The sequence below is a fragment of the Psychrobacter sp. DD43 genome, assembly GCF_904846555.1.
In the GTDB taxonomy this organism is placed as follows: Bacteria; Pseudomonadota; Gammaproteobacteria; order Pseudomonadales; family Moraxellaceae; genus Psychrobacter; species Psychrobacter cryohalolentis.
Genome location: NZ_CAJHBE010000014.1, coordinates 17,662 through 40,088, shown reverse-complemented (window position 1 = coordinate 40,088; position 22,427 = coordinate 17,662). Strand labels below are relative to the sequence as shown.

Genomic DNA, 22,427 nt, shown 5'->3' with positions numbered 1-22,427 from the left:
ATAAAAGAGCCCAATCATATGATTGGGCTCTTTGTCATACTAAGTCTAATCAATTATTACGCAGCGTCTTTGCTCTCAGCTGCCAGTTGACGTAGCACATAGTGCAATACACCGCCATGACGCACATACTCGCGCTCTTTTGGCGTCTGTAGCATGACATTCACATCAAAGCTCTCAGTTGAGCCATCGGCACGTATGGCCGTAACTTTCGCGGTTTTGCTTTCGCCATTATCTAGACCTGTGATACTAAGGACTTCAGAACCATCTAGATTATAGGTCGCTGCATTTTCACCATCTTTAAAGGTCAATGGCAAGACACCCATACCGACTAGGTTTGAGCGGTGAATACGCTCAAACGAGCTGGTCAGTACCGCTTTTACACCGAGTAGAATCGTTCCCTTCGCGGCCCAGTCACGGCTAGAGCCAGAACCATATTCTGCACCGCCAAGTACCACGAGCGGACGTTTGTCTTCTTTATACTTCATCGCCGCATCATAGATAGCCATTTCTTGACCATCTTGTAACGTGGCACTATCACCGTTGAAGTAATAGGTATAACCGCCCTCTTTGCCCGCCATCATGGCGTTTTTGATACGGATATTGGCAAAAGTACCACGAGTCATGACCGCATCATTACCACGGCGTGAGCCATAACTGTTGAAGTCAGCTTCCATCACACCACGCCCTTGCAAGTACTTGCCCGCAGGAGAATCAGCATCGATATTACCAGCTGGTGAGATATGATCGGTGGTGATTGAATCACCGAACAACCCTAAGATACGCGCGCCTTCGATATCAGGGATACCTTCCGGCTCCATGGTCATGCCATCAAAGAACGGTGGGTTCTTAATGTACGTAGACTCTTCGCTCCATGGATACAGCTGGCTATCGGCTGAGCTAATGGCGTTCCATGCTGCACTACCGTCAAACACTTCGCCATAGTTTTTACGGAACATATCCGCGTCGATATTATTGGCAATTAGCTCGTTAATTTCTTCTGACGTTGGCCAGATGTCTTTTAGGAATACATCATTGCCTTCTTGGTCTTGTCCTAGCGGATGCGTGGTCAAGTCAATATCGACAGTACCTGCTAGGGCATAAGCAACAACCAATGGCGGTGACGCCAAGTAGCTGGCTTTTACATGTGAGTGAATACGACCTTCAAAGTTACGGTTACCTGATAGTACAGCAGCGGCAACCAAATCACCTTCTTCGATAGCCCCTTCAATCGCCCCTAATAACGGACCTGAGTTACCGATACAAGTGGTACAGCCATAACCAACTAGGTAGAAGCCTATTTTCTCTAGCTCATCCATCAATTTGGCTTTTTCAAGGTAATCAGTTACTACTTTTGACCCTGGAGCCAGTGAAGTTTTAACCCATGGTTTAGCCGTTAGACCTTTTGCAGCGGCTTTTTTCGCCACCAAACCTGCGCCAATCATCACTGCTGGGTTTGAGGTATTGGTACAAGAAGTAATCGCCGCGATAACGACAGAACCATCACGCAATCTATACTCTTCGTCTTCGATTTTGACCGTGCAATAAGTACTGCCTTCAGCGCAAAAAGGATTAGGTTTTGCCGCGAGCGTTTTTGCTTGCTCTTGCTTACCGCCTTCTTCATCGAAGCGAACCTTGGCTTCAACTTCTTTCTTACGGTCTTTGGTCATCGCCGTCAAGGTTTCGCCAAATTTTTCATGCATATCAGATAAATTAATACGCTGTTGTGGCAAGTTCGGACCGGCAAGTGCGGGCTGTACTGATGATAAATCCAATTCCAACTTACTTGAGTAGGTCGCTGCTGGCGTATCTGCATCATGCCATAAGCCTTGCGCCTTGGCATATTTTTCAACCAACTCTATTTGGGCTTCATCACGACCTGATAGACGTAGATAATCAATCGCCATTTGGTCAATCGGGAAAATACCGCACGTTGCACCATATTCTGGTGACATATTGGCAATCGTTGCACGGTCAGCCAGTGGCATACTATGTAAGCCTTCGCCATAAAATTCGACGAACTTACCAACCACGCCATGCGCACGCAGCATTTCAACCACACGCAATACCAAATCTGTTGCAGTAACGCCTTCGGTTAACTTACCTTTTAGCTCAAAACCAACCACTTGTGGAATGAGCATTGATGATGGCTGACCGAGCATTGCCGCTTCCGCTTCAATACCGCCCACGCCCCAACCAAGTACACCAATACCATTAATCATAGTAGTATGACTGTCAGTACCAAATACCGTATCAGGATAAGCGGTCAACTCACCGTCGACATCAGCAGCCATTACCACACGGGCCAAGTACTCTAAGTTAACCTGATGCACAATACCTGTGGCTGGTGGCACGACAACGAAGTTTTTAAAGGCATTCTTGCCCCAATGCAGAAATTCATAGCGCTCATTATTACGCTTAAACTCAATCTTTTCGTTAAGATCTATGGCATCTTCGCGGCCATAAGCATCGACTTGTACTGAGTGATCGACGACCAATTCACTTGGGATAAACGGGTTAATTTGCTCAGCTTTGCCGCCAAGCTCAACGACGGCATCACGCATCGCTGCCAAATCGACTACCGATGGCACACCAGTAAAATCTTGCAGGACAACACGGGCTGGCATAAAGGCTATTTCTTTTGACGCTTCTGCGCCTGCATCCCAATTGGCGACCGCTTCGATGTGATTTTTGCCAACAGACTGCCCGTCATCTTCATTACGCAATAAGTTTTCTAAAACGACTTTCATGCAAAATGGTAACTTTCTGATGTGCTCAAAAGTCTCGGTTAGCTTGGGCAGACTATAATAGGTATGGTCCTTGCTATCGACCGTAATGGTGTCTTTTACATTAAAAATATCACTCATGGTAGCTTCCTTATCGTTGTTATAGATCCTGAACATAAATGACTCTTGAACTAATATGACTATCAATCAATAAGCATTTATGCTGATAATTGGTGGCTAAATAATAGTGCTTAAATTTTTACTAAATGAATTTAATGGCTAACTTTAGTAGCTGTTATTAACAACTCAAATTAATGATTCATAAGAGTTGCTAAGAAAAATAGACCGCTGTATTTTTATACTAACAAAATCTTAGGTAACAAAAGACATAAGCATATCTTTAGTATTTAACAGTAACGTCCTTTTACCATAACAAATAACCCGAGCTTTGTTAACGTCTAGACGTAGGCAAATCGTGGCACAATCGTAAACGTAACAATGCTTTAGCGGTTAAGCATTAACGGTTAACTCGTAAGGTATTCCCTTATCTTTTTATTTTTGACGGCGACCACTGCGAAACACTTGGCTATCATCATAAAAGTTAGGCTTGGCATTTTCAGCCCAAAAATGCGGCACACCCAAAATAGGCAATGGAGACAGTTTGCGCGGTGTCACATCCGGTTGTGATAATAATGCCTCCATATAATCAGCTACTTTCTGATCCAAATGACTAATACGCTCAGATAGCGATAAGACAAAAAAATCTGGCGTCACATAAATAACAATACTATGGGCGCATAATGCCTTGCGCGGCTGAAGTAGCTTCTCTAATAGTGCATGACCAAAAATATAAACCGCCGCCCGAGAGTGGTTATTCGATTGCTTTGGCTTATCCCACTGCTCACGCGGTTCTACCAAACTTTTTTGCCAGTCAAAATCCACTAGTGCCTCACCAATACTAGGCTCTGCTGTCACTAAAATCGCGCCGTTCTCATCAAGTACGGTAATGGTATCGCGGACACGCCCGCGACTGGCACCAATACCTTGTTGTTCGATTTCAAGCATATGATAATAATTCAGCAGGGCTTTGGTCTTAGGAAAGGTTAGCCAAATGCTGCCGTTAAATAAATCATGCAAATTATTACGGGTCGGAATATTACCAGTCGTACCGATAAAACTCTCGTATGCTTCGCCTGCTGGCAACGCATTTTGTGAGACAAATCGTAAGGTTTGGGCTTTATTATTTAGTGCAGGTTTGGTTTTCGGTAATAGCTGACGTAATTCATCAGCCTGTTGCTGCAACGCTGTATTTAAAACCTTGGCGATAATATCAGGCGTATTCTCAATTATATCTGTCTGAGCAGGCTCATTTTTTAAGCCACTTAGCTGAGTAATGGCGTGACTTACATAATCTAACTGATTTAAGTGACACAGCCATGGCGCTTGCCAGTCAATAGTAGCAAAGCAGTCATCAAGCTGACTATCACATGCAGACGGGTTATTAATAGCAGCTTCAACAGATGCATTAACAGGCACATCGAAAGGAGCGTTGCAAATATTGTTATTAGGCTTGGCAGGTAAATCAGTGGCGGTCATATTGACTATCTCTATTAGACGGCTGGCTTGGCTATGGTATCATGGAGCGCTTTTTTACGGCTAGACGAGCCGCTCGAAATGACGTTTTCGTGCGCTACTTATTGATGAGTTTTTATGGCAAATTTTAACACCCACTTAAATGTCGCATTCATGGTCAGTGGTACGCTGAGTCTAACGGTTTATAAAGCTGGCTTGATTGAGGATTCAGGTTTTTTGATGTGTGTGGCGCTCGGTACCATCGGTGGGTTGCTGCCTGATTTAGATTCAGATAACTCGACGCCGATTAAACTTGGTTTTAATATTACCTCGTTTATTTTTGCCTTTGGTCTGGTGATGCATTGGCGTAGTGAGCTGAGTTTACTGGCGTTGATAGCCTTATGGTTAGCCGGCTACGGCTTTATGCGTTATGTGGTATTTTCGATTTTTACCAATATGACCGTGCATCGCGGTGTCATTCACTCGGTGCCCTACATGGCGATAATGGGGCTTGGAATGACCTATATCAGCTACGATATTTTAAACTTACCGTTGACGGTTAGCTGGTTTTACGGCTTATTTTTATTCGGCGGCGCCATGGTGCATTTGGCATTAGATGAATTATATAGTGTGAATTTATCCAATATGAAAATGAAGCGCTCATCGGGTACGGCGATGAAGTTCTATCAGCATAAAGATAAATGGTGGTATCTGCTACTGTACGTCATCCTTGCGCTCTTGGTATATTTTGCGCCACCATTTGATGAATTTTGGCAGCAGCTATGTGACCCCGCCCCTTGGGCAAAGCTTAAAATCGGTCTATGGCCAGAATTGATAAAAAACTGGCTAAATTAAAACTTATGAAGCTATCAAAACGAATAATAACTTGAGTAAATAATGTCAATTTCTCTACAGACCTGCCCTTGCCAAATGAACCCGTCATCGGATGACATTAGCGCGCCGCTACTTTATCAAGATTGCTGCCAGCCTTACCATGACAGTTTATTGAGCGAAGAAACTGATAAAGCTGACGGCATAAAAGCAGAAACTGCTGAACGCCTCATGCGGTCGCGTTATAGTGCGTTTGTGTTGGTCAAGCCAAACTATATCGTCAAGACTACACTACCCGCGCAGCAAGCATTACTTGATATCCATTCGATTGAGAGTTGGGCAAAGGAGACGAACTGGGCAGGATTGGAAATCGTCGCGCACACGCCAAAGCTAGGTAAACGTCATGCGCAAGTTGAATTTAAAGCTTACTTTAATGTCTCTGATAATGAAGATGATGGCTTGCAGGCGCATCATGAATTGTCTGCCTTTGTAAAAGTAACAGACAAAGCGAACAACGATGCGCGTTGGTACTTCCTCGACCCAACAGTAGAAATGACTATAACCCAAAAACAGCCGTGTATTTGCGGTTCGGGTGAGAAATTTAAGCGTTGTTGTGGGGTTTATATTTAATTAACATCTAATATTCGCTATTCCTAAACACTCGCCCCAACAGCGCGCGCTACTGCAATCCCTTCTTCAATGGTCAAAAACTTACGCTGGCTTGGACTGTCTTTATAAATGACATCCCCATCTTGGAATATCAGGCATTCATTGACTGCCAACTGTTGCCATTTTTCATTTTCAGTCAATGGCACGGTCACTAGTATCGTGACTTTATCGGTATCGGTAGTCACATCACCAAAGTTAATCGCCAAGTCATCATCAGCCAATTTTGCTTCACCAAATGGTGCTTTTCGCGTCAGATAGAACAATAAACTGCCCGCATACGCCATCTGCCAACGACCATTCGATATGAGGCAATTAAACAAACCATTGGCAGATAAATAGCGACATTGAGTCGTCAAAAAGTTAAACAGCGTTTTGTCATCCGGACGAGTTTTAAAGCTACTTTTCAGGCGATTGACCAGATAACAGAATGCCATTTCAGAATCAGTTGTACCGACTGGTTGGCAATGTGAGGCATTACCATTGTCTTGCAGGCGCTGGCAGCGTTTAATAAATTCGCTATTCATCTGTCCATTATGCGCAAATACCCACTGCTCACCCCAGACTTCACGGACAAAAGGATGGGTATTCGCCAAACAATTCTGACCTTGGGTTGCTTTACGAATATGTGCGATAACATTCATCGCTTTGATTGGATAATTATTAACCAAATCAGCAACGGGCGATAAATGGCTTGGGCGATTGTCATGGAATAAGCGTAGACCAGTCGAGGCATTGTCCGACTTTTCACTATTAGAGCTGTCACTATTAGTACATTCGCTACGCTCAAAAAATGCAATACCAAAACCATCTTCATGACTGTCTGTCATGCCGCCGCGACGACGGAAGCCTGCAAAGCTAAAACCGATATCGGTTGGCGTATTACAGTTCATACCTAAAAGTTGACACATTTATAGAGTACCGCCGTTATCATCGTCTGTTTCAGGCAAGCTTGCTGCATCCTTATCAATACTATCCAAAATGCGTTTTGCATGCACCAAATCGGTATCTTGTACCCAAAGCACGATGCCAGAATTCATACCAGGCATCGCACTCAGCGGTTGTAGAGAAACAGTAATATCATTATTACGTAGCAAATTGGCATGTAACTCACCTTGGATATTGGTATCGTAGCGTGCCAGTTTGTGCCAGTTATCAACTTGATCGGTCATGAGGTCGCCTTTATATTTTTGATACAGGAATGCTCAAAAAAATTATACTAATTGATCGAGCGTATATTCTTTAATAATAAAATCGCTGCTATTACCTAAACTATCACATGTTTGCTCAGCTTGCGTAATACTGCTAAACACACCGGCTATCGGCTTTTCGATCTTATTATTAATAGCTAACAGTACAAATACCGTATTTTGTGCTTTTTCAACATGTGACCAATGATAAGCGGCTAGACGCTTCATCAAGTCAGGGTTTTTGACCATGATGTTATCACCGGTACGACCTTCGGTACGGTTATAATGGATGACGTTGAGACGTAATAGCCAAAAAATCACCGCAGCTTTTGCGAGCATAACAGGTAGTGCATGCTTTTCATCTTCACCGAGCATGCGTTTCGACTCATAGCCTTGCAAAAAAGCCACCATTTTGCTGCGGTCAAAATTCACCGACTCGCCTTGTTCAGCCATACCCCAAGTAGTACAAAAGTCATTAATGGTAATGGCAATATCCATCACATAGTGTTCGACGCTGACTTCGGTGAAATCTAATAACCCAGTCAGACGCTCTTCACCTTTTTGGCTATTATTTAACGATAAGTTCCATAGCGTGTTATCAGCAAACATATCTAAATGACATAAGCCTTTTGGCATGCTGGCAAGCGGCAAATTCGTATAAGACTGCCAAATATCGCTCATGAGTTTGGCTTCGTCAGCTGGCATAAACTGCATTTCACGGTCGCGTACATCGCTCCATGGGTATAATGGCACGCCATATTCTTCCGCAGGCTGTAGCTGTTGTAGCGTTTCATGCAATACTGCCAAAGATGCGCCAATTTCATGGCACATCGCTTGCGTAGTCTGCTGTGGATGAGAGCCTGCCAAACATGGCACTAGCGTAATGGCTTTATTGTCATAACGTATGACATAACATTTTTCTGCGCTATCAACTAATGATAATGGCGCCGCTACCGGCAATTTACCATCTAATTGGTTTAAGATAACCGCCATTTTTTCGATGTCTTCTGGTGGACGCTCTTCAAACAAGGTAAATACATAAGAGTGTGCACCATCTACATCATCAGTCGTCTGAATAAACCAGTTAGAGTTTTTGATACCTTGGGTAATCGGAATGGCACGGGCGAACGATACGCCAAAACGTTGGCAAAAGGTAGCAAATTGGTCATCGGTTAACTGGGTATAGACGGACATGACATCTCACTTATGGCAATTAAATAAAGGTAAATAGGATAAATATAGACGGTGATGGCGACGATTACACCGCTTATAGATAAACTTTGGCAAAAAGCACATTAATCTTGCGAAAACCTGCCTGAGATGGCAGTGATTTTGCTAGACTAGCGCTTATAGAATGAATTGATTATAAGGTGAAAGACCCTATGTTAGCAAAGCGTATCATCCCTTGTTTGGACGTTGATAATGGGCGCGTGGTCAAAGGCGTACAATTTGTCGATATTAAAGATGCAGGTGACCCTGTCGAAGTGGCCAAACGCTACAATGAACAAGGCGCCGATGAGATTACTTTTTTGGACATTACTGCGACCAATGACGAGCGTGACACCACTTATCATACGGTAGAACGTATGGCGGAAACGGTATTTGTGCCATTAACTGTCGGCGGCGGTGTGCGTAAAATTGCCGATATTCGTAATTTGCTTAATGCAGGCGCGGATAAAGTAGCGATTAATTCTGCTGCGGTATTTACCCCTGAGTTCGTCGGTGAAGCCTCGCAGAAATTTGGCAATCAATGTATCGTCGTTGCTATCGATGCCAAGCGCGTTGCTGATATCGAGGTTGATGGCATTATCATGCCGCGTTGGGAAATATTTACCCACGGCGGTCGTAAGCCAACGGGCATTGATGCCGTCGCTTGGGCAAGCAAAATGGCTGAGCTTGGCGCCGGTGAATTATTGGTGACTTCTATGGATGGCGATGGCACCAAAAAAGGTTACGATTTGGCGCTCATGAAGCAAATTACCAGTCGTGTAAATGTACCGGTCATTGCTTCAGGCGGCGTCGGTAATTTACAGCATTTAGCTGAAGGCGTATTAGAAGGCGGCGTCGATGCCGTCCTTGCTGCCAGTATTTTTCACTTTGGTGAGTATACCGTTCAAGAAGCCAAAGCATATATGGCAGCGCAAGGTATACAAATGCGTTTGTAAGACGTTGGTAAAATACAAATATAGCAGAAAAAAATGTTATCATAGCGCTAACTGCTTATTATCATTTGGTTTTCGTTCATTTTACTGCCTATTTATCTGCTCACTAGCCAATTAAATAAGCGATTTGAACCTAGCAATATATTTAGATTCCTAATACTTAGATTCTTATACTTCTATTAATAGCCCATTCGGCAAAGGATTTTTTATGTCAAATTTACAACAGCAACGCAATGACGTGACCCATATTGATGGCAATTTACATCAAAACGAGGACGTGCGTATCGGTATCGTCGTCGGTCGTTTTAATGGTTTTGTCGTTGAGTCATTGGTTGATGGTGCGATTGATGCATTGCTTCGTCATGGCGTATTGGGTAGTAATATTACTGTGATTCGTGTGCCAGGTGCGTTTGAGTTGCCATTGGTTGCACAGCGCGCTGCTGAGTCTGATCGCTTTGACGCTATCGTTGCTTTGGGTGCGATTATCCGTGGTAGCACGCCGCATTTTGACTTTGTCGCAAGCGAATCTGCTAAAGGTTTAAGCAGTGTTGCCATTGACTATAATATTCCAGTAGCAAACGGCGTATTGACTACTGACAGCATCGAGCAAGCGATTGAGCGTGCTGGTACTAAAGCTGGTAATAAAGGTTCAGAAGCAGCGATGGTTGTACTAGAAATGCTTGCTGTGTTATCACAGTTAGACATTGATGATGGCAGCGAAGACGCTTAATTGCACTCACTGTTAGCCGCATTTATGAGTATAAAATTATTATTTATTGTTTGAAATGGGGCTATGGTTATAACGATAGCCCTCAGCACTTTACAATAGCATTAGCATTAATATTTTAAGTGATTATCGAACATTCATCTCCAAGACTGACTAGCAACATTTGCGAGTCGACCACTATTTAACATTTTATTTTTAAACTTATTATCTCAAAAACTAGGTATAGACCCCTTATGACTGACCAACTCAAGCGCGCTATTAGCGCTGCACAAACCGCACAAGTTAATGACCAACAAGCTGAAGCCACGCGCATCGCGAGCAGCAGTGCGGGCGATCAAACCTTTGATATGAGTGAGTCTTCTTATAAGACCAGTCACACCGCTATCCGTAAGGCACGCCGCTTTGCTATGCAAGGTCTATATGAATGGCTGGTTACTGACCGCCGTTTTGATATCGATGGCAAGCTTGGCTGGAAAGCCAATGCCCCGCACGATATTGCTGCTCGTACACGCGCGACTAATGCCATGCATACTGTACATATTGGCTACTATCATGAAATGATGCGTGATATCCCAGAGCAGATTGATGCCTTAGATGCGCTTATTAGCCAGCATCTAGATCGTGAAATCAATAAACTCGATACGGTTGAACATGCCATTCTTTTGGTTGGCGCTTATGAGCTACAAAATCGTTTAGAAATTCCGTACAAAGTGGTACTTGATGAAGCGATGAAGCTAAACAATCATTTTGGCGCAACCGATGCACATAAACTGATTAATGCCGTCTTAGATAGAATGGCAGTTGAGCTACGTGCTGCCGAAGTAGAAGCGGATAGCAAAGCCAATCTTCGCACCTCACAAAAAGCAGCAACTAAGCCTGTTACTAAAGCGGATAAAAACACAGATATCAATGCTAATAATAGTGATATCGAAGAAAAACCAACAGCATCAAATAAACCACGTATCAGTGCTAATAATGCCAGTGTTAAACGCAATAGTGTCAGTAAAGCTTTGGCAAATATTACTGATTACAAAGCCAGTAAGCAGAACGATACTCAAAATACGGTTGAAGAAATTATTATTAAGCCGACTAGCATCGAAACAGTCATCGTTGATAAAGCAGACGAGATTGCCGTTACTGCCGAAAACATTGCCAATGATCAGCCAGTAGAAGAAAACATCGCTGCTAGCAATGACAAAGTTACAGCAGAGGTCGAATTACTTGACTCGAATAGCGTTGATTTTGATACCAAAAGTGCTGAATTAAATGATGCTGATGAAAAAAGCAAAGACTAGCCATGAATGAATTTGAGCTGATTGAGCGTATATTTTCGCAAATGCAAGCCACTCAGTCATCATCTAACGCTGTCGAAAAGGGCATCGGTGATGATGCAGCAGTCATGGCACTGCCACAAGGCGCGCGCTTGGTCAGCTGTATTGACACACTCGTTCAAGGTCGTCACTTTAGTGAAGACTGGGATCAGGTTAACAAGTTAGCATTTGCCATTGGTTATAAAGCTGTGGCAGTTAACGTCTCTGATATCGCGGCTATGGGTGCCACCCCGCATAGCATTTTACTGGCATTAGCATTACCTCAGCGCCTTGCTAATAGTCAGTGGCTGACTGAGTTTGCCAAAGGTTTATTTCATGCTTGCCAGTTATTTGGTGTGACCTTGATAGGCGGCGATACGACCCATAATGATAGCTTAGTGTTAAGTGTTAGTGCCCAAGGGCTGCTTGCCGCAGATACTCCAGCTGTCTATCGCTCAGGTGCGCAAGTCGGTGATAAAATTTATGTATCAGGTACACTTGGTGATGCCGCTTATGCCTTACAGCACCCTGATAATGCTATCGGCATTGAACTTGCGCATCGACTTCATATGCCAACACCACGTATTAGCTTAGGTGCAGCACTAGCACAAATCGGTGCAACGTCAATGATAGATATCTCTGATGGTCTTTATCAAGATCTTGGTCATATCTGCGAGCAAAGCGGCATCGCTATGAGACTTAATTTGGAAGCTCTTCCTACCAGCAACCCTTTAGCTAGTATCGATGTATCTGAGCGGCTATTGTGTCAACTGGCTGGTGGCGATGATTATGAGTTGGCTTTTACCTTGCCTCCCCATATCGAGCCGTCTTCTTGTACCGACGTTAATACGCCTGTGACTTACATTGGTAATGTGATTGCATTGGCGAGTGATAGAAATACAGATAATGCGGCGCATAAACGTCCTGAACTTTATTATCAAGATCAGCCAGTGACACCCACCCATCCCTCACCGTTTATTACTTGGCCCAATCTTACGGGTTACCAACATTTTGCAGGTTAACCCATGACCGATCACGACCTAGTTAAGCCCGATATCCGTAAAGCCAATGATTGCCCTCCTCTGCCAGTCAACGCCACCATGCTTGACCGCGCAGTTTATTGGCTCGGTATCGGCTTGGGCAGTGGTTTACCTCGCCGGGCGCCCGGCACTTGGGGTACGGTTGGCGGCTTAACTGTTGCAATACCGCTGCTAAGCTTAGGTTTTATACCATTTTTAATTATTACACTTTTATCTTGTATCATTGGTATCTGGATATGTGGTCGCACCTCAGATTTGATGGGCGGTCATGATGACCCACATATCGTCTGGGATGAGTGGGCAGGTATATGGATTACCTTATTGCCGTTGTCTTATATAGGTATTGCTGACGGTAATTTTTGGCACAATATCTCGCAACCTTTTTCTGTCGCTGCTCTGATCATGATCTTTATACTTTTTCGCTTTTTTGACATCATTAAGCCACCACCCATTGGATGGGCAGATAAAAAAGTCGCTGGCGGTCTAGGTATTATGCTCGATGACATCATTGCAGGTATTATGGCAGCAGCTGTTTGGATAGTTATTTACATAATTATCACTTAATCACGCCATTACAAAGTTGTCACGACATAGCGTTTTAGTTACCTAGCAATCTGCGCTATAATTCGACCTTATATTTTGTTACATTTGTAGGCTATTATGACATCTCCTCTTTCGGTAATCATCCTCGCTGCTGGTAAAGGCACGCGTATGCAGTCGGCCAAGCCAAAAGTTCTACAGACATTGGCTGGCAAGTCATTGCTAGGTCACGTGTTAGACACTTGCCATCAATTGACGGTTGATGACACCATCATTGTCCATGGTTTTGGTGGCGAGCAAGTACAAGATCACATTGACCAGCAATATGCGCATTTGCCCATTACTTGGGTTGCCCAAACTGAGCAGTTGGGCACGGGACATGCGGTCAAAGTGACTCTATCTGAGCTACCAAAAGATGGACAAAGCCTCATTCTTTATGGTGATGTACCCTTGGTTAGCTGTCAAACTTTAGCGACACTACAGGATGCCAATACTGACGGCATGTCTATGTTGACGCTAACAGTAGATAATCCATTTGGTCTCGGTCGTATTAAACGTGATAAAGATGGCAATATTGAAGCCATTATTGAGCAAAAAGACGCCAATAGCGATGAGCAGCAGATACAAGAAATTAATAGCGGTATTTACTGCGTCGATAATGCTTTATTGCATAAATTTTTGCCCAAGCTATCAAATGACAATGCGCAGCAAGAATACTATCTGACTGATATTGTCAAAATGGCGGTTGCTGATGGCATCACTATTGCAGCGATTGAGCCTGAGCATACCTTTGAGATTGAAGGCGTGAATAACCGTCAACAACTTGCTAGCTTAGAGCGTACATGGCAAGGTAAACTTGTCGCCGACTTACAAGAAGCTGGCGTACAGTTCGCTGACCCTACTCGTGTCGATATTCGTGGCACCTTGAGCGCAGGTCAGGACGTGTTTGTCGATGTGGGTGTGGTATTTGAGGGTGATTGTGTCTTAGGTGATAATGTTTATATTGAAGCGGGCTGTGTCATTAAAAACGCCCAGATAGGCAACGCTTGTCATATAAAGCCTTATTGCGTGATTGATAGCGCTGAAGTTGGCGCAGGTGTAGATATTGGTCCTTTTGCGCATTTACGTCCTGAGACCATACTCTCTGACAACAGCAAAGTCGGTAATTTTGTCGAAATTAAAAAATCAACAATTGGTGATGGTAGCAAGGTTAATCATCTAAGCTATATTGGTGATGCCACTATTGGTACTGGTGTCAATGTTGGCGCTGGTGTGATTACTTGCAATTATGATGGTGTGAATAAATCACAAACCATCATTGACGATAATGCCTTTATTGGCTCTAACTCAAGTCTAGTGGCGCCAGTGAAAATTGGTGATACCGCTACTGTGGCAGCTGGTTCAGTGATTACTAAAAACGTTGATGCTCATGCACTAGCCTTTGGTCGTGCTCGTCAAACACAGAAAAATGACTTTAAGCGTCCGACTAAAAAATAATGGCAGCGTTGACAGTTAGTTAAATAAAAATGGCTCTTAGCAATCTCAAGCAGTACGACAATGATTTGTGGTGCTGCTTATTTATATTTATAGATTAACCAGACATCGTCATACATAGAAATACATAGAAATACTAATAATTAAATTTAAGGAATAGTTATGTGCGGAATAGTTGGAGCAGTGGCTGAGCGTAATATCGCCAATATCTTACTTGAGGGACTTAAGCGCCTAGAATATAGAGGCTATGATTCTGCTGGTCTGACTGTCATTCGTGATGGCGAGCTCCACCGTGAGCGCCAAGTGGGTAAAGTTCAGGCCTTAGTCGATGCCGTCGCAGTCAACCCAGAGTTTTTCGATGGTCATATTGGTATTGCGCATACACGCTGGGCAACGCATGGCGAACCGGCTCAGCGTAACGCCCATCCGCATGTTTCAGGCAAGATTGCTGTGGTACATAATGGTATCGTTGAAAACTACGCCGAGCTAAAAGAAGAATTAATTGCCAAAGGGTACGAGTTTACCTCGCAAACCGATACCGAAGTCGTCGCGCATCTTATTAACGATATCTATAAAGCAACGCCTGACTTATTAGAAGCCGTTCGCACTGTCACTCCTTTGTTACATGGAGCATTTGCCCTTGGCGTTATCCATGTTGATTGCCCAGAAGAGCTGATTACGGTACGTTTAGGCTCTCCTTTGGTGATTGGCGTCGGTATTGGCGAAAACTTTATCGCCTCCGATCAATTGGCACTTTTACCAGTGACCAATCGTTTTATGTATCTAGAGGAAGGCGATATTGCCCGATTAACGCGTAACAGTATTCAGGTTTACGCTGATGGTGTCGAGGTCACACGCCAAATCCATGAAATTGACGCAGCACAACACAATGCAGACAAGGGCGAATTTAAGCATTATATGCTCAAAGAAATCTACGAGCAGCCAGATGCTGTCGCTCGTACTCTCGAGATGGCATTAGATAATGATGAGCCAACTAAACTGCGTGATGATTTTCTGCAACGTCATGAAACGCAATTAAAAGGCATTAAGCACGTACAAGTGATCGCTTGTGGTACTAGCTATCATTCAGGTTTGGTCGCAAAATATTGGTTTGAGAGTCTTATTCGTGTGCCTTGCTCAGTGGAAGTTGCCAGTGAGTTCCGTTATCGCAATCCAGTCGTTATTGATAACTCTTTAGTGATTTGTATTTCTCAGTCGGGCGAGACTGCTGATACTTTATCTGCACTACGTGATATTCAAAAACAGTCTCCTATTGGACTGGTTAGTCTGGCATTGTGCAATGTGCCAACCTCATCATTGGTACGTGAAACGGATATCTTTTTACCAACGCTTGCCGGTCCCGAGATTGGCGTGGCATCTACCAAAGCCTTTACTACTCAGCTTGCAGCACTGATGTTATTGTTATTAAAGGTAGGTGTGACCCAACAGCGCATGACTGATGAAAATTTGAGCACGCTGCTTAGTCAACTGCAACAACTACCGGGTCAGCTCCATGCCAGCTTACACCTGGACGCGCCTATCAAGATCATGAGTGAGCATTTTGAATATAAGAAAAGCTGCTTATTCCTAGGTCGTGGTTTACAGTTCCCAATTGCTCTAGAAGGCGCATTAAAGTTAAAGGAAATCTCTTATATCCACGCTGAAGGCTATGCAGCAGGCGAGCTGAAGCACGGACCATTGGCATTAGTTGATAAAGATATGCCTATCGTGGTGCTAGCACCTAAAGACAGTATGTTTGATAAGTTAAAAGCCAATATGCAAGAAGTTCATGCCCGTCATGGTGAGTTGTTTGTCTTTGCGAGCGAATCCAGTCAAATGGTCGCAGCAGATAGATTGCACGTGGTGTATGTGCCAGATGTTTGCGAAACGCTTGCGCCGATTGTTTATAGCGTGCCAGTACAATTGCTGTCATATCATGTCGCAGTAATGCGCGGTACAGACGTCGATCAGCCACGTAACCTAGCAAAATCAGTTACAGTCGAATAATGTTTACTAATTTAACAATATTTATTGTCAGCGAGTAATAAAGTATCATATTAGACAATTCATTCTATTGACTCAACTATTAGCCCTTGCTGTTGTTTAATACCACAGCAAGGGTTTTTTATGCGCTCAAAAAAAAGCAAAGATGGCTTAAAGAAAGTAGAGGTACAATACAAAAAAATAGCGATACCCCGTCTTTCATTAAATGAGGTATCACTACTATGACTATGCTTCATTACCTTTAAAGACTTTTAGTCTCTTTCTAATACCACTCTATAGCGAGCGTTACCACTCTCTAGGCGCTCAAATGCTTCATTTATCTCAGACATTTTGTACGTTTCAGTCACTGGCTGAATATTATGTCGAGCGGCAAAATCCAACATTTTTCGCAGGGTTGACGGTGATCCAACTGGTGAGCCTGACAGACTGTTTTGAGCCATAATCATTGGTGCAGCTGATATTTCTAATGGAACTTCTAACAGTCCAACAAAGTGTAGCTTACCTTTTGGTCTCAAAGTCTTGATCACAACATCCCAGTTCATATCGACGTTCACTGTTGATATGATTAAATCAAAAGAACCAGCGGCTTTTTCAATTTCACTATCCTCTCTTGAGTTTAATGAGTGATGAGCGCCCATCTCTTTTGCTTCTTCCATTTTCGATTCACTGGTAAATGCCGTCACTTCACAGCCCCACGCATTGGCAAATTGAAGCGCTAGATGACCTAAACCACCAATACCGATAACAGCTACTCTTGAGGTTGGCGTGATGTCGTACTGCATAAGCGGATTAAACACCGTAACGCCGCCACATAGCAACGGTCCTACAGCGTTAAAATCAAGCCCTTCAGGTATCTTGATAACGCTAGTATCTTTTGCGCGTACTTTATCTGCAAAACCACCATGGTTACCAATGATAGTACCTTCTTGCTCAGGGCATAGATTGTGGTCCCCACCGATACATAGATCACAAACGTTGCAATATCCTTTATGCCAGCCAAGCCCGACTTTATCGCCAAGCTCTAGGTGCTTGACGTGCTTACCCTTTGCGAGGACTTTTCCTGCGACTTCATGCCCACCTACAAACGGATATTGGGTCATTCCCCATTCGTTTTGCCACATCGATAGATCGCTATGGCAGATACCGCAGCTATGTACTTCGATTTCTACTTCATGATCCCCTAATGTGCCAGGATCATATTGATAAGGCACAAACTCACCACCTTTTTCTTTTGCTGCATAGGCATTAATCATAGTTATTCCTTGTTTTCTAATATGTATAGAAACTGGTTTATAGTTCTAGGAATGTTAAAGACACGGATAGCATCCAAATATCGATATAAACCGTTTCTTTGATAAATTTAACTGAATCGACTATAACAAAGACTTGCTCAACTAAACCACTAAACTTACCAGTTTCAGACTAACGTCATACAAAGAACCATAATTAAAGCCCATTACCTTGATAACCTGTCTCCCAATAACACACATTACGACTCTTTGACCTCATAATAGCTTGAATTAATCTAATAGCTAACATCTTACCCATAAAAAACTCAAACTATACCTGAATATAGTTTGAGCTTTTTGTAGCGCTTACTAACAGTAATACCGTTAGAACTGCTACTTTTCCTCAGTCACTATATCTGGCTTACCATTTGGAGCAAGCCACTTAGCAAACCATCCTGATAGGTCATCCATCAGCGTATAGACAACTGGAATAACAACGAGGCTTAATAAGGTTGAGGTGACTAAACCTCCCAATACTGCTGCTGCCATCGGTCGACGGAAGGTCGGATCGGCATCACCCCAACCAAATACCAACGGCAACATACCAGCGCCCATCGCAATGGTAGTCATAATAATCGGACGCGCACGCTTACGACAAGCATCGATAATTGCCTCAAAACGTGCTAGACCGCGCCGCTGAGCAATCAGTGCATAATCGACCAAAAGAATAGAGTTTTTGGTCGCAATGCCCATCAACATAATAAAACCAATCATCGAGGGCATCGACAGGCTGCTATTGGTAATTACCAAGCCGACAAAGGCACCACCGATAGACAAGGGCAATGCCATGAGAATCGTAAATGGCTGCAAGATGCGTCCAAATAATAATATAAGTACGCCCAAAATACAGACCACGCCGACCGACATCGCAATCACAAAGCCGCTAAATAACTCGGCCATATTTTCTGCTTGTCCTTGATCAATAATAGTAATAGAGGCTGGCAGCTGTTGCATACTAGGTATGCTCTTGACCGCTTGTACCAAATCACCAAGCTCACCATTGGCAGGCTGAACAGTAATACTAATCGCCCGCTCACGATCAAGGCGACTGATTTGCGCAGGTCCAGTACCAAAGTCGAGCGTCGCAACTTCGCCAACACGCACGCCTTGTCCTGCTGGTAGCGCACTTGGTACATATAAGCCTTCGAGTTGGCTGACGTTTTGCTTAGCGATATCTGGCAAGCGCACGACAATTGGTATCTGCCGCGTATCTAAATTCAGCTTGGACAAACGTTGCTCATAGTCACCAACGGTCGCCACACGTAAGGTCGTGGCGATGTCTTGCGTCGTCACCCCTTTATCCGCCATTGCTAGCCTATTTGGCGTGACGGTCAACTCTTGGCGTGGCAGGCTGCGATCACTCGTGACAGCACCAGCACTTGGTAGCTCACGGATCTCTGACATCATCTGCTGTACGGTTTGCTCAAGCAGTTGCGGGTCGGTGCTGGTCAAAGAAAAATTATAACCTGTCTCACCACCACTCGATAACCCGACCGTAAAGCGCGCACCGGGTACTTCTGCCAATATAGTACTCATCTTACGCTCAATCTCTTGCTTAGAGCCGCGCTCTGCTCTTGGCGCAAGTACAATATCTAGACCTGCTATATTTTCTGCCTTGCCACCGCTAGAGTTTGAGTCCATTGTCGCCTGCGCCTCACCTACCGACGTAAAGATATTGGTCACTTCAGGCATGGCCAAGATACGCTCACTTGCCAGCGCGGCAACTCGTTCCGTGTCCGCTAACGCCACATCGGGTGTCAGCTCAATGGCCACCCGTGTTTGGTCAATATCATTATCAGGTATAAAAGAGGTGGGTAATAATTTTACCAAAGCCAATGAAGCCACAAACAATACTAAGGTAGCACCCATCGTCATCCAGCGATGATCTAGCGTCCATGAGACCACTTTAAGATACCAATCCATCAGCGCGCTCTGCTTTTCAACGTGCTTCTTTTCTGGTTTCAATATATATGCTGCCATCATCGGTGTGATAAGGCGCGCAACCATTAACGAGGCAAATATTGATAATGCCGCCGTCCAGCCAAACTGCCGGAAAAACTGCCCGACAATTCCGCCCATAAACGCAGTCGGTAAAAATACGGCAATCAGAGTAAAGGTAGTGGCGACCACCGCCAAGCCAATCTCGTCCGCTGCTTCCATTGCCGCTTCATAAGGCGTCTTACCCATACGTAAGTGACGAATAATATTTTCCACTTCTACAATGGCATCGTCGACCAGTACACCAATGACCAGCGACAATGCCAATAAGGAGATAATGTTAAGACTAAAACCAAACAGATACATACCCAAAAAAGTAGGTATGACGGACAATGGCAATGCCACAGCAGCCACAAAAGTCGCGCGGATATTGCGCAAAAATAAGAACACCACGACTACGGCAAGCAAACCACCTTCTATCAGCATTCGTAATGACGCTTGATAATCTTCAGCGACTGGCGTTGCTCGATCATAAACCTTTTCAATACTAATATTGCCTACATCTGCTGACAGCTTGGCAAGCTCAGCGTCAACCAGCTCCATGACTTCTACTTCACTGGCACCACGCGAGCGCGTAATATTGAATGCAACCACCGTTTGCCCATCGAGCTTGGCAATAGAGCTGGGATCAGCCGCGCCATCCGTAATTTGCGCCATACGCCCAAGCGCTTGAGTACCACCCGTAGGCACTGCAACTTGTAAGTGATTTAAATCGCTTGCGCGCTCAACAGCACCAAGTACACGAATGGTCTGCGTGGTTTTGCCGACTTCGGCTTCACCGCCTGAGCTGTCCTGCTGAATACCGGTGATTTGATTGGATAATTGTATGATAGAAAGCTTTAGACCACTCAAGGTAATAGGGTCAGCGGCAACCGTAATTTCACGCTGCAAACCGCCGATACGGCTGACAGTACTGACACCGGGTATATCAGATAAACGCTTAGTGACGGTATCATCGACGAACCAAGACAAGTCTTCTACATTCATGTTTTCAGCAGCGACAGAGTACGTGACGACTGGGAATCCTGATGTTGAGACTTTGGTAACGATAGGGTCATTGGCAGCGGCAGGCAAATCGCCACGTACCTCACCGACTGCCGAGCGCACATCATCAACCGCTTCTTGGATGTCTTTTTCTAAGACGAACTCAGCGACCATAGTAGCGGCGCCCGTCTGTAGCGTGGTACGAATGTGCTTGACGCCTTCAATACTGGTGAGCTTATTTTCCACCTTTTTTGCAATATCGTTTTCGAGCTGCGATGGCGCAGCGCCCGGCAAGGTCACCGTGACCACCACCGCTGGTAGGTCTATATCGGGAAACTGCTGCACCTTCATTTGCATAAAGCCATAGATACCGCCTAAAGTCAGCAGTACAAACAGCAAGATAGCCACTAATGGATTTTTAATCGAGTAGGCGGAAACATTTAAACTCATGAGCGCGCCTGCGTGTCTGTGCTAGTAGCCTGCTTACCAGTTTGACTCAGACCATCAACGACACGTACCAAGTCACCATTATTTAAAAAGCTTCCCCCTTGCTTTACAAGCCGGCTCTCTGCAGGCAAGGGTTCTGTGAGCGTAACATTATCGCCAAATCGCTCACCCAATGTCACGCGCTGTTGTTTGATACGGCCAATGTTATGACCGTTTTTACCGTCTTTAGTACTGATATTGGTCACTAGCATCACATAGTCATAGCCGTCATTGCTGACAATGGCGCTATTAGGAACCGTTTGAGCGCTGCTACTACCCAATAAAAACTCGCCCGTTTGATACATGCCTGCTCGTACTTTTGCGTTAGCAACGAGGCTAGCATAAATGGTAATTTGCCTATTATTATCAGCAGTTGGTGCAATGCGACTGACCTGCCCCATGACAGAATCGCCGCCCGGTAGGCTAACTTGCACTGGTGTGCCAACATTAACCTCACCAATCAGCTTAGGATCGATATCCGCACGCCATTCCAAAATGCCACCTTTGATAATAGTAAATAGTGGGTCTCCACCAGCAACCATACCAACTTCAGCCATTTTTTCACTAATAATACCGCTAACCGGTGCAACCACATTGGCATTATTGACACTCAAGCGCTGCGTACTCAGTCGAGCTTTAGATGCTTGTAGTGACGCCTGCGCTTGCAGTTTGGAAGTCCGATAGCGATCCGCTTCTTGTTTGCTAATGGCATCAATATCAATAAGTGGCAGGACGCGGGCGGCATCGGCAGTGGCATTGGCAAGCGTCGCTTCTGCTTCGGCAACATCTGCTTCTGCTTGCAAGACTTGCTGCTCCATCGCGTCGGTATCAAATACAGCCAGTATTTGACCAGCTTTAACACGCTGACCTTCTTCGACCAAGATCCGTTCAATCGCTACGCCGTTTACTTTGGCACTGACATTAGCGACATCTTTAGCATTGATGGTTCCGTCAGCACTGAGCGTATTACCAATATTATCTTGGCTTGGTAGCACTGTTTCGACCGATAATACAGCTTGCTCAATGCTAGCATCTTTTAGGTTAGCGCTATCGTTTTGCACATTGTTAGCAACGGGCGACTCATTGCTCGCTTCCTCATCATTGCCCCAGTACTTACCAACCAATACCCCAATAACGAGCACAATGGCCAATACTGGTAATAACCATAAAGGAAATTTTGATAATGGCTTATCTGATAAAGGCTTAGACGCTCGCGCATCAGATTGGCGGTATGGGGGTAGCTCAGATTCAACTGGCAGCTTGTTGTCTTCAACATCGCTCATGATAACTCTCTGTCAATACAGGCAATAATAAGGATATATAATATGAGGAAAATAATAGGTGAAAATAGGCTAGCATTACGTTAAACGAGCATCTTTATATGGTCAAAATGCTGTTTATGACTACAATA

Annotated in this window: 17 protein-coding genes; 9 read left to right on the top strand and 8 right to left on the bottom strand. The window is 44.4% G+C overall.

Annotated elements, in window-relative coordinates:
• Positions 1–56: 56 nt before the first annotated feature.
• Both acnA and JMX89_RS08655 read right to left on the bottom strand, forming a co-directional pair.
• Positions 57–2,864 (bottom strand): aconitate hydratase AcnA, encoded by a 2,808-nt coding sequence (gene acnA / locus JMX89_RS08660; RefSeq protein ID WP_201531867.1) that lies wholly within the window; start codon positions 2,862–2,864, stop codon positions 57–59.
• Positions 2,865–3,275: 411 nt separating this feature from the next.
• Complete coding sequence (locus JMX89_RS08655; protein ID WP_201531866.1) at positions 3,276–4,319, bottom strand: DUF3025 domain-containing protein; 1,044 nt, start codon at positions 4,317–4,319, stop codon at positions 3,276–3,278.
• Positions 4,320–4,433: 114 nt separating this feature from the next.
• Between JMX89_RS08655 and JMX89_RS08650 the strand changes: the two genes are divergently transcribed.
• Both JMX89_RS08650 and JMX89_RS08645 read left to right on the top strand, forming a co-directional pair.
• Positions 4,434–5,150: a metal-dependent hydrolase gene (locus JMX89_RS08650; protein WP_201531864.1), complete on the top strand. Its 717-nt coding sequence runs from the start codon at positions 4,434–4,436 to the stop codon at positions 5,148–5,150.
• A gap of 42 nt (positions 5,151–5,192) precedes the next feature.
• Positions 5,193–5,756, top strand: a complete 564-nt coding sequence (locus tag JMX89_RS08645) for a YchJ family protein (RefSeq protein ID WP_201531862.1) — start codon at positions 5,193–5,195, stop codon at positions 5,754–5,756.
• A 23-nt stretch (positions 5,757–5,779) separates the two neighbouring features.
• Here JMX89_RS08645 and JMX89_RS08640 read toward each other — a convergent pair whose 3' ends face one another.
• Genes JMX89_RS08640 through JMX89_RS08630 form a run of 3 tightly spaced genes read right to left on the bottom strand, consistent with a single transcriptional unit; the run spans position 5,780 to position 8,176 of the window.
• Positions 5,780–6,703 carry a class II glutamine amidotransferase gene (locus JMX89_RS08640; protein ID WP_201531860.1) on the bottom strand — a complete coding sequence of 308 codons (924 nt, stop codon included), beginning with the start codon at positions 6,701–6,703 and terminating at the stop codon, positions 5,780–5,782.
• A complete protein-coding gene (locus JMX89_RS08635) occupies positions 6,704–6,964 on the bottom strand; it encodes a hypothetical protein (RefSeq protein WP_011514694.1) in 261 nt (86 codons plus the stop codon).
• A 42-nt stretch (positions 6,965–7,006) separates the two neighbouring features.
• A complete protein-coding gene (locus tag JMX89_RS08630; protein ID WP_201531858.1) occupies positions 7,007–8,176 on the bottom strand; it encodes a homoserine kinase in 1,170 nt (389 codons plus the stop codon).
• A 188-nt stretch (positions 8,177–8,364) separates the two neighbouring features.
• On the opposite strand from JMX89_RS08630, the gene hisF reads away from it, so the two are divergent.
• The 7 genes from hisF (at position 8,365) to glmS (ending at position 16,262) form a co-directional block, all read left to right on the top strand.
• Entirely contained in the window at positions 8,365–9,147 is a 783-nt protein-coding gene (gene hisF, locus JMX89_RS08625; RefSeq protein ID WP_011514696.1) for an imidazole glycerol phosphate synthase subunit HisF, read from the top strand.
• Between the two features lie 205 nt (positions 9,148–9,352).
• The gene (gene ribE, locus JMX89_RS08620) at positions 9,353–9,874 is read left to right on the top strand and encodes a 6,7-dimethyl-8-ribityllumazine synthase (RefSeq protein WP_011514697.1); all 522 of its coding nucleotides are present in this window, start codon (positions 9,353–9,355) and stop codon (positions 9,872–9,874) included.
• Between the two features lie 230 nt (positions 9,875–10,104).
• Positions 10,105–11,166, top strand: coding sequence for a transcription antitermination factor NusB (gene nusB, locus JMX89_RS08615; RefSeq protein WP_227673063.1), 1,062 nt, complete (start codon positions 10,105–10,107; stop codon positions 11,164–11,166).
• Positions 11,167–11,168: 2 nt separating this feature from the next.
• On the top strand, positions 11,169–12,203 hold the full coding sequence (gene thiL, locus JMX89_RS08610) for a thiamine-phosphate kinase (protein ID WP_201531856.1): 1,035 nt from the start codon (positions 11,169–11,171) through the stop codon (positions 12,201–12,203).
• A 3-nt stretch (positions 12,204–12,206) separates the two neighbouring features.
• Positions 12,207–12,785, top strand: coding sequence for a phosphatidylglycerophosphatase A (locus tag JMX89_RS08605; protein ID WP_201531855.1), 579 nt, complete (start codon positions 12,207–12,209; stop codon positions 12,783–12,785).
• Between the two features lie 96 nt (positions 12,786–12,881).
• The gene (gene glmU, locus JMX89_RS08600) at positions 12,882–14,258 is read left to right on the top strand and encodes a bifunctional UDP-N-acetylglucosamine diphosphorylase/glucosamine-1-phosphate N-acetyltransferase GlmU (RefSeq protein WP_201531853.1); all 1,377 of its coding nucleotides are present in this window, start codon (positions 12,882–12,884) and stop codon (positions 14,256–14,258) included.
• A 159-nt stretch (positions 14,259–14,417) separates the two neighbouring features.
• Positions 14,418–16,262 carry a glutamine--fructose-6-phosphate transaminase (isomerizing) gene (gene glmS / locus JMX89_RS08595; RefSeq protein ID WP_011514702.1) on the top strand — a complete coding sequence of 615 codons (1,845 nt, stop codon included), beginning with the start codon at positions 14,418–14,420 and terminating at the stop codon, positions 16,260–16,262.
• 248 nt (positions 16,263–16,510) lie between these two features.
• Here the strand turns inward: glmS and ahr are convergent, their stop codons facing one another.
• The 3 genes from ahr to JMX89_RS08580 form a co-directional block, all read right to left on the bottom strand.
• Positions 16,511–17,512, bottom strand: a complete 1,002-nt coding sequence (gene ahr, locus JMX89_RS08590) for an NADPH-dependent aldehyde reductase Ahr (RefSeq protein ID WP_227673062.1) — start codon at positions 17,510–17,512, stop codon at positions 16,511–16,513.
• 369 nt (positions 17,513–17,881) lie between these two features.
• A complete protein-coding gene (locus JMX89_RS08585; RefSeq protein WP_201531851.1) occupies positions 17,882–20,980 on the bottom strand; it encodes an efflux RND transporter permease subunit in 3,099 nt (1,032 codons plus the stop codon).
• On the bottom strand, positions 20,977–22,299 hold the full coding sequence (locus JMX89_RS08580; RefSeq protein WP_201531849.1) for an efflux RND transporter periplasmic adaptor subunit: 1,323 nt from the start codon (positions 22,297–22,299) through the stop codon (positions 20,977–20,979). The genes JMX89_RS08585 and JMX89_RS08580 overlap by 4 nt, the downstream gene beginning before the upstream one ends.
• Positions 22,300–22,427: the final 128 nt, after the last annotated feature.